This window comes from Frankia tisae (assembly GCF_025403405.1).
Taxonomy (GTDB): domain Bacteria; phylum Actinomycetota; class Actinomycetes; order Frankiales; family Frankiaceae; genus Frankia; species Frankia tisai.
In genome coordinates, this window is sequence record NZ_JANEZT010000179.1 from 1 (window position 1) to 13,432 (window position 13,432).

Genomic DNA, 13,432 nt, shown 5'->3' on the forward strand with positions numbered 1-13,432 from the left:
GGTGGGAGGCTTGGCACCATGACTGCCACGGTGGACGTCGACGGCCTCGACCGTTCGATTCCGGAGCTGGACGAACCGTCGCTGGACCGACTGATCGCCTACTGGAACGCCGCCAACTACCTGACGGCCGCCCAGATCTACCTGCGGGCCAACCCTCTGCTGCGGGAGCCGCTGCGCCCCGAACACATCAAGCCGCGGCTGCTCGGCCACTGGGGGACATCACCGGCGCTAAACCTGGTGTACGCGCATCTCAACCGGCTGGTCGGGCTGACCGGCCAGGACGTGCTGTACGTGGCGGGCCCCGGGCACGGCGGCCCGGCGCTGGTCGCGAACACCTACCTGGAAGGCACCTACTCCGAGATCTACCCGCGGGTGTCCGCGGACACCGCCGGGCTGACCAGGCTGGTCGAGCAGTTCTCCACCCCGGGCGGGATCCCCAGCCACGTCAGCGTGCCGACGCCGGGGTCGATCCACGAGGGCGGCGAGCTCGGCTACGCCCTGGTGCACGCCTTCGGGGCCGCGTTCGACCACCCCGACCTGCTGGTCGCCGCCGTCGTCGGCGACGGGGAGGCCGAGACCGGCCCGCTGGAGGGCAGTTGGAAGGGCATCACCTTCCTCAACCCGGCCCGGGACGGCGCGGTCCTGCCCATCCTGAACCTCAACCAGTACAAGATCGCGAACCCTACCGTTCTCGGCCGCCGCAGCCGCGACCAGGTGACCGCCTACCTCGCCGGCCACGGTTACGAGGTCCTGTGGGTCGAAGGCTCCGACGTCCGCCAGGTTCACCGGGACTTCGCCGCCGCCCTCGCCACCGCCCACCAGGCGATCCGGCGCATCCAGCACGCCGCCCGCCGCCCCGGCGGCACGGTCACCGACACCCCGACCTGGCCGATGATCGTGCTGCGCACCCCGAAGGGATGGACTGGTCCGCACGAGGTCGACGGCGTGCAGGTGGAGGGCACCTTCCGCGCCCACCAGGTGCCCCTCGCCGGGGTCCGCGACAACCCGGAGCACCTGGCCCAGCTCGACGCGTGGCTGCGGTCCTACCAACCCGAGCGGCTGTTCGACGCCGACGGCCGGCTCGCCGCCGAGCTGGCCGCGCTCGCCCCGGCCGGGGACAAGCGGCTGGGGGCCACGAGCTACGCCAACGGCGGCCGGCGCACCGAAGCCCTGCGCCTGCCCGACTGGCGCGCCTACGCCCTGGACATCGACCCGCGCCACCGCGGCCGCGGCTTCTACGAGACGACCCGGCCGCTCGGCGAGCTGCTGCGCGACGTCTACCGCGACAACCCGACGACCTTCCGGGTGTTCAGCCCCGACGAGCTCACCAGTAACCGGCTCGGCGCCATCCTGGAGGTGACCGACCGCTGCATGGTCGCCCCCATCGACCCGCACGACGACCGCGTCTCCCCCTCGGGGCGGGTCATGGAGGTGCTCTCCGAGCATCTGTGCCAGGGCTGGCTGGAGGCCTACACGCTCACCGGCCGCCACGGCCTGTTCGCCACCTACGAGGCGTTCGCCATGGTGTCCGCCTCCATGCTCGTCCAGCACACGAAGTGGCTGCAGGAAGGGGCCAAGCTCGGGTGGCGGGAGCCTGTCCCCAGCCTCAACGTGCTGCTGACCAGCACCTGCTGGCGCAACGACCACAACGGCTTCTCCCACCAGGGACCCGGCCTCATCGACACCGTGGTGCCGCTGTCCCCCGGGGTCATCCGGATCTGGCTGCCGCCGGACGCCAACAGCCTGCTGTCCGTCGCCGACCACTGCCTGCGCAGCCGTGACCACGTCAACCTGCTCGTCGCCGACAAGCAGCCACATCTGCAGTACCTCACCGCCGCCGAGGCCGACGAGCACGCCGCCCGCGGCGGCTCCGTCTGGGACTGGGCCGGCACCGAATCCCAGCACGGCCGCGATCCCGACATCGTGCTCGTCGGCATCGGCGACGTTCCCACCATGGAGATCCTCGCCGCCGCCCAGCTGCTACGCCGGTTCGTGCCCAGCCTCTCCGTTCGTGTCGTCAACGTGATCGACCTGATGGCCCTGCTCCGCAGCGACCTGCACCCGCACGGCTTCTCCAACCCGATGTTCCGGGCCCTGTTCACCGACGAGACCGACGTCGTCGTCGGATTCCACGGCTACAGCCGGGGCGTTCACCAGCTCCTGCACGGCCGGCGCAATCCCCAGCGTTTCCACGTCCGCGGCTTCATCGAGCAGGGCACCACGACCACCCCGTTCGACATGCTCGTCCGCAACGAGGTCAGTCGTTACCACCTCGCTCGCCTCGCCATCGAGTTCGCCCGCACCACCCGCCCTGGGACCGACCGGCTCGTCACCCATTGCGAAACTCAGCTCAGCCGTCACCACAGCTACATTCGCGACCATCTGGAGGACCTGCCCGAGATCCGTACCTGGACCTGGGACGACCCCCAGCCGACCCCCGAACCGACCGCCTAGAACCGGCCGGCCGCAGGCATCGGCGTAGCCCGTCGAGCTGCTCGAGAAGGGCCCGCGGGGACCTTCGGCCCAGCACGGAATGCCCTGTGGACTTCCCGCCGCCCGCGTCCTGTTCCCGTGCCGGACCGCCGACCTAGCAGAGGTCAGTGCTCGCGCCAGGCGGCGAGGACCTTCTCGACCGGCTCGGGATCGGTATGCGGGCGCGGGGGCGGCGCCGGGGTCGCGGAGAACCGCGGGGTCGGCGCGGCCTGGGTGATGCCGTCGAGGTCGACGACCGTGCCGCGGGCGGCGATCTGCGGGTGCGCCGCCACCTCGTCGAAGGTCAGCACCGGGGTGAGGCAGGCGTCGAGGTCGGCGAAGGCGGCCACCCACTCGTCGCGGGTGCGGCGCACGAAAATCTCGGTGAACCGGGCGCGCAGCACCGGCCAGCCCGCCTCGTCGTCCTGCGCCGGGAGGTCGGCGTCGGCGAGGCCCAGGCCGCGCAGCAGGTTCGCGTAGAAGACCGGTTCCAGCGCCGCGACGGCGACGAACCGGCCGTCGGCGCAGGTGTAGGTGTCGAAGAACGGGGCGTGCCCGTCGAAGAGGTTGCTCTCACGGGCGTCGTTCCACCGCCCCTGGCCGCGGAACGACCAGACCATCTGGGCGAGCAGGCTGACGCCGTCGACGATGGCGGCGTCGACGACCTGGCCCCGGCCGGAGCGCTCCACCTCGTGCAGGGCCGCGAGCACCCCGACGACGCCCATCATCGCGCCGCCGGCGAAGCCGAGCAGGTTCAGCGGCGGCAGCGGCCGCTCGTCGGCACGCCCCAGCGCCCCCAGCACACCGGTCAGCGCGATGTAGTTGATGTCGTGGCCGGCCTGCTGGGCCAGCGGTCCCTGCTGGCCCCAGCCGGTGATCCGCCCGTAGACCAGCCGGGGGTTGCGGGCCAGGCAGTCCTGCGGGCCGATCCCGAGCCGCTCGGCGACGCCGGGGCGCATCGCCTCCAGTACGACGTCGGCCGCCGCGGCGAGGTCGAGGGCCGTGTCCCGGCCCTGCGGGGAGCGCAGGTCGACCGTCACGTGCCGGCGACCGCGCAGGACCGGATCGCCCGCCGTCGCCGGGTAGGGGCCGCCGCCGGGCCGCTCCAGGCGCACCACGTCGGCGCCGAGGTCGGCGAGCGCCATCGCGGCCATCGCCACCTGCCCGAGGCCGGCGAGCTCCAGCACGCGCAGTCCGGCCAGCGGTCCCACTCCCCGATCCATCTGACCTCCGGGTCTCGGCGAAAATGAAGCTCTGTCCACGTGCTTGAAGCTCTGTCCACGTGCTTGAAGCTCTGTCCACGTGTTTGAAGCTCTGTCCACGTGTTTAGCGGATTTTGCCGCGACCGGCTCCCCGCTCGACGCGTCCGGCGGTCAGCCGGCCCCGCGGGACGCCGGCAGCTCCCGGCCGCACAGTCGCTCGTCGAGGAGGTCGAAGGACCCGGCGGCGTTGGCCTGGACGAACGCGAGGCAGGTGGTGGGCCGGCCCAGGCTGGTGCTCAGGTCGATGGGCGAGACCAGGCCCCCGGCGTCGTAGCTGCGCACCGAACGCAGGGCGTCGACGAAGCCCCGCCGGGTCGGGCAGGCGCCGGCCTCCGCCAGCCCCCGCAGGAACAGGTCCGTGTCGATGTAGGCGATCATCGCGAGGTCCTGGCGGGGTTTGGCGATCTGGGGGGCGAAGCGTGTCATCGCGTCGAGGTAGCCCGCGATGGGCGCCCCGCCGGCCTCGAAGGGCCGGTAGAACACCGGCACGACGACGCCGGTCATGGCGCCGCCCGCGCCGGCCAGCAGTGCGCTGTCATAGCCACTGGCCGAGAGGATCACCTTCGGCTTCCACCCGGTGGCGGGCAGCTCGCGCAGCACCGCCGGCAGGTCCGGGGTGCCGACGACGGTGATCAGCGTGTTGGCGCCGGTGGCGGCGAGCCGCCGGGCGAGGTCGGCCGGGCTGTCGGCGTTCGCGGTGTAGCTGAGCTGGTCGACGACGGGGATGCCGACCGCGCGCAGGCTCGCGGCGATCCGGCCGCCGGCGTCGCTGACACCCGTGGACAGGGCGGTGGTGAGCAGGACCGCCCGAGTGCCGCCGCGGGACTTCACGAAGGTGCCGTAGGTGTCGGACACCGAACCGGTGGTGTAGGAGAACGAGAACATGTTCCGGTTGGTCGACCAGCTGTCGCTGGCGGCCAGGCCCGCCACGGGCACGTCCCGCTCGGCGAGGTAGCCCGCGCTGCCGTCGGCGGCCAGCGAGTACTCGAGGATGCCGAAGTCCTGCTTGCCCTCGATCAGATCCCGGGCGCCGATCGCGTTCGCCTCCGTCGTGCCCTGGTCGTCCCGCCAGTCGTAGACGATCTTCCGTCCGTGGATGCCGCCGCCGGCGTTCGCCAGGCCCAGCCGGGCGTCGACCGCGGCCCGCACGGCGGCCAGTGACGACGCGGTCGGGCCCGAGTCCGGGTAGAGCAGGCCCAAGCGGACCTGGTCCGCGCTGACCCCAGGGGTGTCGCAGTCGGCCGCCGCGGGCTGCGTGCCCGACGAGCAGGCGCCCAGCAGGGCGCCCAGCGCGAGCAGCACGACAGTCAGAACCAGACATATTCGGCGGCGAGGCATACCGGCGGGACTCCCGAACGGTCGCGAGGGACATGCAGAACACGGACCCGCGGAGGCGAAGGACCGCCCGGTCACGCCCGGACATGCACTCCGGTACCCGCGGATCGTCGTAGCGCGGCCGGCTCGGTCGTCCGCGGGGCTTCCGCCACGGCGCGACACGCCTACCAGCCAGTTGTGACGTTAACGAAACACCGCGACAGGTGCCAGTTCGCCGGTTCGCGGGTGCTGGCCGCCACGCCGCCGCCACAGCGGCGCCCTGGAGGTGGGCTCGAGCTGGAGGTGGGCTCGAGGCCGGGGCCCGGCAACCTTGAAGGCTAAATAATCTACATATTAGAATGCTCTTCATCCGTCCCTCCGTCCCTCCGTCCGCCCGATGAAGGAGACAGCGTGGCCGCAGGCGATCCGCAACGGCCACCCGACGCCATCGGCCGGCGGGTACGCGTACCCAAGATGGCCGAGCTGGTCGCCTCGGATCTGCGGCAGGCCATCATCCGCGGCACCCTCGCCGAGGGCCAGGCACTGCCGCCCGAGGCCGTGCTCATGGGGCAGTACGGGGTCTCGCGGCCCACCCTGCGGGAGGCGTTGCGCATCCTGGAGGCGGAGTCGCTCATCACGGTCCGCCGGGGCGCCGGCGGCGGGGCCCGCGTCCAGTCGCCGAACCCGGCGGTCGCGGCCCGCTACGCGGGGCTGGTCCTGGAGCATCGCGGCACCACCGTCGCCGACGTCTGGGACGCCCGGCTGATGCTCGAGCCGCCGACAGCCGCCGCCCTCGCGCGCCGGCGCACCAAGGCCGACCTGCGGGCGCTGCGCGTGTCCCTGGCCGAGCACGACGCGGCCACCGATCGGGCGCAGGGAGTGCGGCTACACAACGAGTTCCACACCCTCGTGGTCAATCTCGCCGGCAACGAGACGCTCGCCCTGCTGATCAACCTGCTCGGCGAGATCATCAACCAGACGACCTGGACACGGGTCGAGGCCGACCTCGGCACCCCGGAACTGGAACGCGCCGAGCGCGACACCGTGCGGGTGCATGCCACCCTGGTCGACTTCGTCGAGGCCGGGGACGCCGTCGGCGCGCAGGACCTGTGGCGGCGCCACCTCGGCGCCGGCGCCCGCTACCTCGGCCAGGGCGGGCGCAACGAGGCCACTCTGGACCTGCTCGGGCGCCCCGGGGAGCTCGGGGCGCCCGTCGCCTCAGGCGGCTGGTTCGCGGGGTAGGCCCAGGACGCGCTCGGCGAGGATGTTGCGCTGCACCTCCGAGGTGCCCGCGTACACCGTCCCCGCCCGGGCGTTCAGCGAGACCTCCCACCAGCTCGTCGTCGACTCCGGGTCGGCGCCCGGGTCGTCGGTCCGCAGCGGCCGCGACGGGCCCTTGCCGACGAGCACCAGACCGTCGAGCCCCTCGATGTCCAGCGCGAGCTGGGTGACCTCGCGGTGGTACTCGCTCCAGTAGAGCTTCGACACCGACGACGCCGCCCCCAGCTCACCGCCGGCCAGCACGTCGCTGAGGATGCGGTAGCCCAGGAAGCGCATGACCTCCACCCGGGCCCGGAAGTACGCCAGCCGCCGGCGCACCACGGGATCGTCCGCGACACCGCGCCGGCGCGCCAGCTCCACCAGCCGGTCGAGCTCGGCGGCGAACAGGATCGGGTTGGTCGCCGCCTCCTCGCCGCGTTCGTAGGTCAGCAGGGTCGAGGCGACCTTCCACCCCTCGCCGGGCCGGCCGACGATGGCGTCCGCGGGGCAGCGGGCGTCGGTGAAGAACACCTCGCAGAAGTCCTCCCCGCCGGTCATGTGCCGGATCGTGCGCACCTCGACTCCCGGCTGGTCCAGCGGCACCAGCAGGAACGACAGCCCCCGGTGCTTGGCCGCCTCCGGCTCGGTGCGCGCCAGGACGAAGATTCCCGTGCTGCGGTGCGCCCCCGACGTCCAGATCTTCTGCCCGTCGATGTGCCACTCGCCGTCGACCAGGCGCGCCCGGGTGGCCGCGGCGGCGAGGTCGGAGCCGGCGTTCGGCTCGGAGAACCCCTGGCACCACACCTGCTGGCCGGACAGCAGGTGCGGCAGGATCGCCGCCTTCTGCGCCTCGGTGCCGTAGCGCAGCAGGGTGTTGCCCAACATCTTCACGCTCGTGGAGTCCTGCGGCTGCACCCCGAACGGCACCCCGGCCCGGGTCAGCTCCTCCACCAGCACCACCTGATGCAGGGTGGTCAGCCCCCGGCCACCGAACTCCACCGGCCAGGCCACCCCCAGCAGCCCACGGCGGAACAGCGTCGTACGCCAGCCGACCACGAACTCGCGCACCGCCGCCGCGTCGCCCAGCGCCCCCGTCCCCGGCCAGCCCGGGGGCAGTTCCTCCGCCAGCACCGCCCGCACCTCGGCACGGAACTGCTCGACCTCCGCCGGATACCGCGTGTCCACCCGAACCTCCACACACCCGCGACGGCTAGAATTAGATAAACAATATCCCTATCCTTGTGTCTCGAGCACAGGGTCCCGCCAACGTCCACCGATCCCGCCGTTGATCCCGCCGTCGCATCGCGGTGCCCGGCCCAGTCCTCCGCTGGAGGTTCCGTGCAGTTCCGGTACAGTCCCGAGCACGAAGAGCTGCGCCGCGGCATCCGGCGCTTCTTCACCGAGGTCGCCGACGCCGATGCGGTGCGGCGCGACATGGCCACCGACACCGGGTGGGACCCGGGTACCTGGCAACGGCTGTGCGACGAGCTGGAGCTACCGGCCCTCGCCGTGCCGGAGGAGTACGGCGGGGCCGGGTTCGGCCTCGTCGAGCTGGGCATCGCGTTCAACGAGGCCGGGCGCAGCCTGCTGTGCGCGCCGCTGCTGTCGACCAGCCTCGCCACCCAGGCGCTGCTGCACGCCGGCGACACCGCGGCCGCCGCCGCCCACCTGCCCGGCCTGGCCGCCGGCACCATCACCGGTACCCTCGCCGCCCGCGAACACGGCCGGGCCTGGGACGCCACGCCCGCCACGAGGGCCGAGCGCGCCGGCGACGGCTGGGCGCTGACCGGCGTCAAGGACTGGGTGCTCGACGGGCAGAGCGCCGGGCTGTTCGTCGTCACCGCCACCACCGCCGCCGGGACGTCGCTGTTCCTCGTCGACGCAGGCGCGGCGGGGCTGACGGTCGAGGCGCTGCCCGTCGTCGACCCGACCCGGCGGGTGACCCGGGTGACCCTCGCCGGCACGCCCGGTGTCCTGCTCGGCGCCGACGGCGCCGGGGCGCAGGCCCTGGCCCGGACCCTGGACGTGGCGGTCACCCTGCTCGCCGCCGAGCAGCTCGGCGTCGCCGAGGCGGCCCTGGCGTCGGCGGTGGACTACGCCGGCCAGCGTGTGCAGTTCGGCCGGCCGATCGGCTCCTTCCAGGCGATCAAGCACAAGCTGGCGAGCGTGCTGCTGGAGGTGGAGGCGGCCGTGTCCGCGACGATGTACGCGGCGTGGACGGCCGACGAGGCCCCCGCCGAGCTGCCCGAGGTGGCCAGCATCGCCGGCCTGACCTGCTCGGAGGCGGCCCTGCTCGCCGCCGGCGAGAACGTCCAGGTGCACGGCGGCATCGGCTTCACCTGGGAGCACTCCGCCCATCTCTACCTCAAGCGGGCCACGACCGACCGGCTGCTGCTGCGCGACCCGCAGCAGCAGCTCGACCGCATCGCCGCGCTCGCCGGCATCACCGCCCAGGCACCCGCCGCACCGGACGGGGCCGCGTCGCCCGACGTGCTGGCCGGGCTCACGGAGCGTTGAGCCCACCCGGCAGTCGGAGCATGGCCGGCAGTCGGAGCATGGCCGGCGGCCGGCGTCGGGCGGACGGTTCAGCCGAACACGTCCAGGACGGTGGTGCCGTCGCCGCGTTCCAGGTAGTCCCGGCCGGCGACCAGGTGGCGGCGCCACAGCCGCTCGGCGCGTTCGGCGTCGCGGGCCTCGATGAGGTCGACGACCCGGGCGTGGGCGGCGCGGCTGCGCGCGACCGCCGTGGCCAGGTCGGGCGAGCCGGCGTCCGACTGCACCCGCGACCGGTCGGCGAGCTCCACGATGTGCTCGATCATGCGCATGAGGACCTGCAGCGTCTGGTTGCCGGTCAGCTCGATCAGCAGCGGATGGAACCGCTCGAGGCGGCGCAGCGTCTCCAGCGGCGACGCGGCGGGGTCGGCCGGCTCGTCCAGGACCGCCCGCAGCCGGGCGATCTCCCCCGGGCCGCCGGCGCGGGCGAGATGGGCGACGGCCTGCGGCTCGATGACCTCGCGGACCTGCAGCACGTCGGCGAGCCCGGTGCCCTGGTGCTGCAGGATCAGGCCGGCGTAGCGGGCGGCGACGTCGACGTTCGGGGGGCGCACCCGGGCCCCGCCGCCCGGCCCCATCCGCACCAGGATGAGCGATTCGCTTTCCAGCACGCGGAACGCCTCGCGCAGCGTCGGGCGCGAGACGTGGAACTGGGCCATCAGCGCGCTTTCGGAGGGCAACGCCTCGCCGGCGGCGAGCTCCCCGCGGACGATCTGCCGGCGCAGGTGGCTGGCGACGAGTTCGGCCGACTTCGGCTGGCGCACCCGCCGGTCCGCCTCCGGGCGTTCCTCGTGGGCGGCTCCGACCGGCTCGGCAACAGACATGTCCGCAGCTTCCTCACGACGACATTCGCGTCGCCGGCGGTACCGGCCCGCTCTACAACGAGTTCCTTCATACCCCATCCGGCCAGCACCGCAGATCGCCTCGGCGCGCCGGCCGCCCAGGGTGACCATTCGCTTGACTGGCCGGAAGGTCAGCGCAAATGTGCCCTGGGGGCCTCCGTGACCTCAACAAGCCGTGACCTCAACAAGCCGTGACCTCGACAAGCCGTGACCTCGACCACTAGGAGTGCGCCCGTGTCCGAAACCCCCACCCGCGTCGCGATCGTCACCGGGGCGGCCCGTGGCATCGGCGCCGCGATCGCCCAGCGCCTGTCCCACGACGGCCTGGCGGTCGCCGTGCTCGACCTGGAGGAGGCCGCCGCCAAGAGCACCGTCGAGGCGATCACCGCGGCCGGCGGTCGCGCCCTGGCGGTCGGCGCGGACGTCGCCGACCCCGAGCAGGTCACCGCGGCGGTCGCGGCCGTCACCGAGGGGCTCGGGGCGCCGACCGTGCTGATCAACAACGCCGGCATCACCCGGGACAACCTGCTGTTCAAGATGAGCGAAGCCGACTGGGACTCGGTGATCGGCGTGCACCTGCGCGGCGCGTTCCTGATGACCCGCGCGGTCCAGAAGCACATGGTCGACGCCGGCTGGGGCCGCATCGTCAACCTGTCGAGCACGTCGGCGCTGGGCAACCGGGGCCAGCTGAACTACTCGACCGCCAAGGCCGGCCTGCAGGGCTTCACGAAGACGGCGGCGATCGAGCTCGGCAAGTTCGGCGTCACCGCGAACTGCATCGCGCCGGGCTTCATCGCCAGCGACATGACCCGGGCCACCGCCGCCCGCATGGGCAAGACCTGGGAGGAGTACGTCGCCGCGTCGTCGGGGGTGATCCCGGTCGGCCGGGTCGGCGAGGTCGACGACATCGCGCACACCGTGTCGTTCTTCGTCAGCGAGGGCGCCGGCTTCGTCTCCGGCCAGATCATCTACGTCGCCGGCGGGCCGAAGGCTTGACCATGACGACCGGGCGGGCCGAGCCGGCCGGCGTCGAGGCCCGGGAGTACGCCGAGACCCGGTTCCGGGTGCAGCCGCCCGCGCACGGCGACGACGGCACCCGGGTGCGGATGCGGACCGGCCCGTGGCTGGCCGGGCCGGGCGGCATCATGACGGTCGGGTCGCTCGGCGTCGTCGTCGACGACGCGATCGGCTCGACGATCCTGCGGGCCCGCCTCGGCGACCAGCATTCGGTGACCTCCCAGCTGTCGCTGGAGGTCGTCGTCCCGCCGCCGTGGCCCGGCCCGGAGCTGACCGCGCATGCGACGCTGCTCGGCCGCGACATCGTCGGCGGGCTCGCGGCGGCCACCGTGTTCGACGGCGAGGGCCGGGTGGTGGCCGTGGCCACCGGCCGCTGCCGCTACGTGCCCGCGGACATCCTGCCGCCGGGCGGCATGCGCCCGCCCCTGCCACCCGCGGACCACGGGTCCCTGTTCGAGACCCTCGACCTGGCCCCGCCCGCCGCCGGGCCGGCCACGCCCGCCGGGGCGATCCCCGAGCAGGCGGCGCCGGCGGCGGCCGGGCCGGCGCTCGTCCTGCCGAGCGGTCCCGGGATGCAGAACCCGCACAACACCGTGCACGGCGGTGTACTGCTGTGCGGCTCCGAGCTCGCCGTGGCGCTGGCGGACCCGGACGGGCCGCCCCGCACCACGTCGATCCGGATCAGCTTCCTGCGCCCCGGCGACGGCAACCACCCTGTCGCCTACACCGTCAGCACGGTCCACCGCGGCCGGTCCCTGGCCGTGTACCAGGTCAGCGCGGGCGGGCCGGCGGGCCGTCCGTACACGGTGGCGACGGTGATCCGCGAGCGCTGAACACCGCGACCGCCGCCGCGACGGTCAGCAGTTGCCCACTCTGAGTGATGTCACTACGGTGCACGCATGCGGAGTCCCGGGGACCGGGTAGGCGTCCTGATCGTCGGCGGCGGCCCCACCGGCCTGCTACTCGCCGCCGAGCTGGTGCGGCGCGGGGTGCCCGCCCGGGTCGTGGACCGGACGACCGCCCCCCGGCCTCCCGGCAGCCGCGCCCTCGCCGTCAGCGGCCGCACGCTGATGCTGCTCGACGACCTGGGCCTCGCCACCGAGGCGGTGCGCCGCGGCCATCCGCTGCGCCAGATCGAGGTGCACGACACGGGCGGCCGGACCGCGGGGACGGTCGTGCGGCTGCCCATCGACCGGATGCCGAGCCCCTTTCCGTTCACCCTGTCGTTGCCGCAGCCGCAGACCGAGGACCTGCTGCGCGGGCACGCCACGCGGGTGGGGGTGCCGATCGAGACGGGCGTCGAGTGCGTGGACGTCCATCAGGCCGACGATCACGTCGTCGCGCGGCTGCGTCACGCGGACGGCTCGACGCAGGCCCTGCGCGCCGACTGGCTGGTCGGCTGCGACGGAGCGCACAGCCAGGTCCGCAGCACCGCCGGCATCGCCACGTACGGTTACGACCTGCCCGAGAGCTTCGCCCTCGGCGACGTGGTGACCGACTGGGCCCGCGACCGTGCCCACGTCCAGGTGACCTTCTCCCCCGCCGGGCTCGTCGCCGCCTTCCCGATGCCCGGCGACCGCCACTGGCGCTTCGTCGCCAACCTCCCCGACCTCCCCGGCGTCGCCGACAACCGCGTCGCCGGCCGCCTCCGCGATCCCGACCTCGCCTCCCTGCAACGGCTGCTCGACGAGCGGCTCCCCGATCCGCCGCGCCTGACCGAGGCCCTGTGGACCAGCACGTTCCGCACCCGCCAGCGCCGCGCGGCGACGGTGCGGCGCGGACGAGTACTGCTCGCCGGCGACGCGGCACACTCCCACAGCCCCGTCGGCGGCCAGGGCATGAACACCGGTCTGCAGGACGCCTACGCCCTGGGCTGGCGCCTCGCACTGGTCGTCCGCGGGCAGGCCGACGCATCCCTGCTCGACACCTACGCCGCCGAGCGGGAGCCCGTCGCCGACCGGCTGCTGACCGGCACGGCCCGGGCGACCCGCGCGGTCACCGCGCAGCACCCGGCCGCCCGGCAGGCACGCGGCCTCGCCCTGCGTCTGATCGCCGCCAGCCCGCCGCTGGGCCGGTGGGCGGCGGGCGTGTTCAGCCAGCTCGGGCTCGGCTACCCCGACAGCCCCCTCACCGAGAGCGAGCCGGGCCACCGCGGCCGCCGGCGCGGCGTCCCGGGCCCGGGGGCGCTCGCACCGGACGTCGCGCTCGCCACCCCGGACGGCCCGACACTGCGCCAGGCGACCCGGACCCCCTGGTTCTCGTTGCTGCTGTTCGCCGGGAGCGACCGGGACGCGGCCCGGCGCCTGCGCGACGACGCCGCCCGGATCCGCGCGCGCTTCGGCGATCTCGTCACCGCCCGGGTCGTCGCGACCACCGGCACCGGCACCGGCGGCACTGTCCTCGACCCGACGGGGCTGGCGCGGGTGCGCTACGGCGCCGCAGTCGGGGAGGCCGTCCTCGTCCGCCCCGACGGTTACCTCGCCCACCGCTCAACCGGCGACCACGTCGGCCGGTTGGAGCGGTATCTGCGCGCGCACGGCATCACCCCGGTGCCCGCAGGGGCCGCCGCACCGGCTACGGGCGCAGGCCGGATCTCATAACCGTCGGCGACGAACCGACCGGCGACGCGGCGCCTGTGCAACACCAACTCCAATGATCAAGGTGTTCCGCGGAACCGCGCCCCGGTCCTCGCGTCTGCGCGATCGTTCGCCG

10 protein-coding genes are annotated in these 13,432 nt (G+C 73.7%); 6 read left to right on the forward strand and 4 right to left on the reverse strand.

The window, feature by feature from the left end:
* The first annotated feature begins 18 nt into the window (after positions 1–18).
* Positions 19–2,454, forward strand: coding sequence for a phosphoketolase family protein (locus NBZ85_RS17700; RefSeq protein WP_261555363.1), 2,436 nt, complete (start codon positions 19–21; stop codon positions 2,452–2,454).
* Positions 2,455–2,597: 143 nt separating this feature from the next.
* Here NBZ85_RS17700 and NBZ85_RS17705 read toward each other — a convergent pair whose 3' ends face one another.
* A complete protein-coding gene (locus NBZ85_RS17705) occupies positions 2,598–3,695 on the reverse strand; it encodes a CaiB/BaiF CoA transferase family protein (protein WP_261562255.1) in 1,098 nt (365 codons plus the stop codon).
* Positions 3,696–3,845: 150 nt separating this feature from the next.
* Positions 3,846–5,072 (reverse strand): ABC transporter substrate-binding protein, encoded by a 1,227-nt coding sequence (locus NBZ85_RS17710; RefSeq protein WP_261562256.1) that lies wholly within the window; start codon positions 5,070–5,072, stop codon positions 3,846–3,848.
* Between the two features lie 387 nt (positions 5,073–5,459).
* Here NBZ85_RS17710 and NBZ85_RS17715 point away from each other — a divergent pair, with 387 nt between their 5' ends.
* The gene (locus tag NBZ85_RS17715) at positions 5,460–6,290 is read left to right on the forward strand and encodes a FadR/GntR family transcriptional regulator (RefSeq protein ID WP_261555375.1); all 831 of its coding nucleotides are present in this window, start codon (positions 5,460–5,462) and stop codon (positions 6,288–6,290) included.
* Here NBZ85_RS17715 and NBZ85_RS17720 read toward each other — a convergent pair.
* The gene (locus tag NBZ85_RS17720; RefSeq protein WP_261555377.1) at positions 6,267–7,493 is read right to left on the reverse strand and encodes an acyl-CoA dehydrogenase family protein; all 1,227 of its coding nucleotides are present in this window, start codon (positions 7,491–7,493) and stop codon (positions 6,267–6,269) included. The genes NBZ85_RS17715 and NBZ85_RS17720 overlap by 24 nt on opposite strands.
* A gap of 153 nt (positions 7,494–7,646) precedes the next feature.
* Between NBZ85_RS17720 and NBZ85_RS17725 the strand changes: the two genes are divergently transcribed.
* Positions 7,647–8,825, forward strand: coding sequence for an acyl-CoA dehydrogenase family protein (locus tag NBZ85_RS17725; RefSeq protein WP_261555379.1), 1,179 nt, complete (start codon positions 7,647–7,649; stop codon positions 8,823–8,825).
* Positions 8,826–8,893: 68 nt separating this feature from the next.
* On the opposite strand, the gene NBZ85_RS17730 is transcribed toward NBZ85_RS17725, so the two are convergent.
* Positions 8,894–9,685: a FadR/GntR family transcriptional regulator gene (locus NBZ85_RS17730; RefSeq protein ID WP_261555381.1), complete on the reverse strand. Its 792-nt coding sequence runs from the start codon at positions 9,683–9,685 to the stop codon at positions 8,894–8,896.
* 252 nt (positions 9,686–9,937) lie between these two features.
* On the opposite strand from NBZ85_RS17730, the gene NBZ85_RS17735 reads away from it, so the two are divergent.
* The 3 genes from NBZ85_RS17735 to NBZ85_RS17745 all read left to right on the forward strand — a co-directional run bounded on the left by NBZ85_RS17735 (position 9,938) and on the right by NBZ85_RS17745 (position 13,320).
* Positions 9,938–10,699, forward strand: coding sequence for an SDR family oxidoreductase (locus NBZ85_RS17735; RefSeq protein ID WP_261555383.1), 762 nt, complete (start codon positions 9,938–9,940; stop codon positions 10,697–10,699).
* Between the two features lie 2 nt (positions 10,700–10,701).
* A complete protein-coding gene (locus NBZ85_RS17740; RefSeq protein ID WP_261562257.1) occupies positions 10,702–11,553 on the forward strand; it encodes a PaaI family thioesterase in 852 nt (283 codons plus the stop codon).
* Between the two features lie 66 nt (positions 11,554–11,619).
* Positions 11,620–13,320 carry an FAD-dependent monooxygenase gene (locus NBZ85_RS17745; RefSeq protein ID WP_261562258.1) on the forward strand — a complete coding sequence of 567 codons (1,701 nt, stop codon included), beginning with the start codon at positions 11,620–11,622 and terminating at the stop codon, positions 13,318–13,320.
* The last annotated feature ends 112 nt before the right edge of the window (positions 13,321–13,432 follow it).

Bases quoted from the DNA above. Each gene is read 5' to 3' on its own strand.
- NBZ85_RS17700 (WP_261555363.1), top strand. From the start codon at position 19: ATGACTGCCACGGTGGACGTCGACGGCCTCGACCGTTCGATTCCGGAG.
- NBZ85_RS17705 (WP_261562255.1), bottom strand. From the start codon at position 3,695: ATGGATCGGGGAGTGGGACCGCTGGCCGGACTGCGCGTGCTGGAGCTC.
- NBZ85_RS17710 (WP_261562256.1), bottom strand. From the start codon at position 5,072: ATGCCTCGCCGCCGAATATGTCTGGTTCTGACTGTCGTGCTGCTCGCG.
- NBZ85_RS17730 (WP_261555381.1), bottom strand. From the start codon at position 9,685: ATGTCTGTTGCCGAGCCGGTCGGAGCCGCCCACGAGGAACGCCCGGAG.
- NBZ85_RS17740 (WP_261562257.1), top strand. From the start codon at position 10,702: ATGACGACCGGGCGGGCCGAGCCGGCCGGCGTCGAGGCCCGGGAGTAC.
- NBZ85_RS17745 (WP_261562258.1), top strand. From the start codon at position 11,620: ATGCGGAGTCCCGGGGACCGGGTAGGCGTCCTGATCGTCGGCGGCGGC.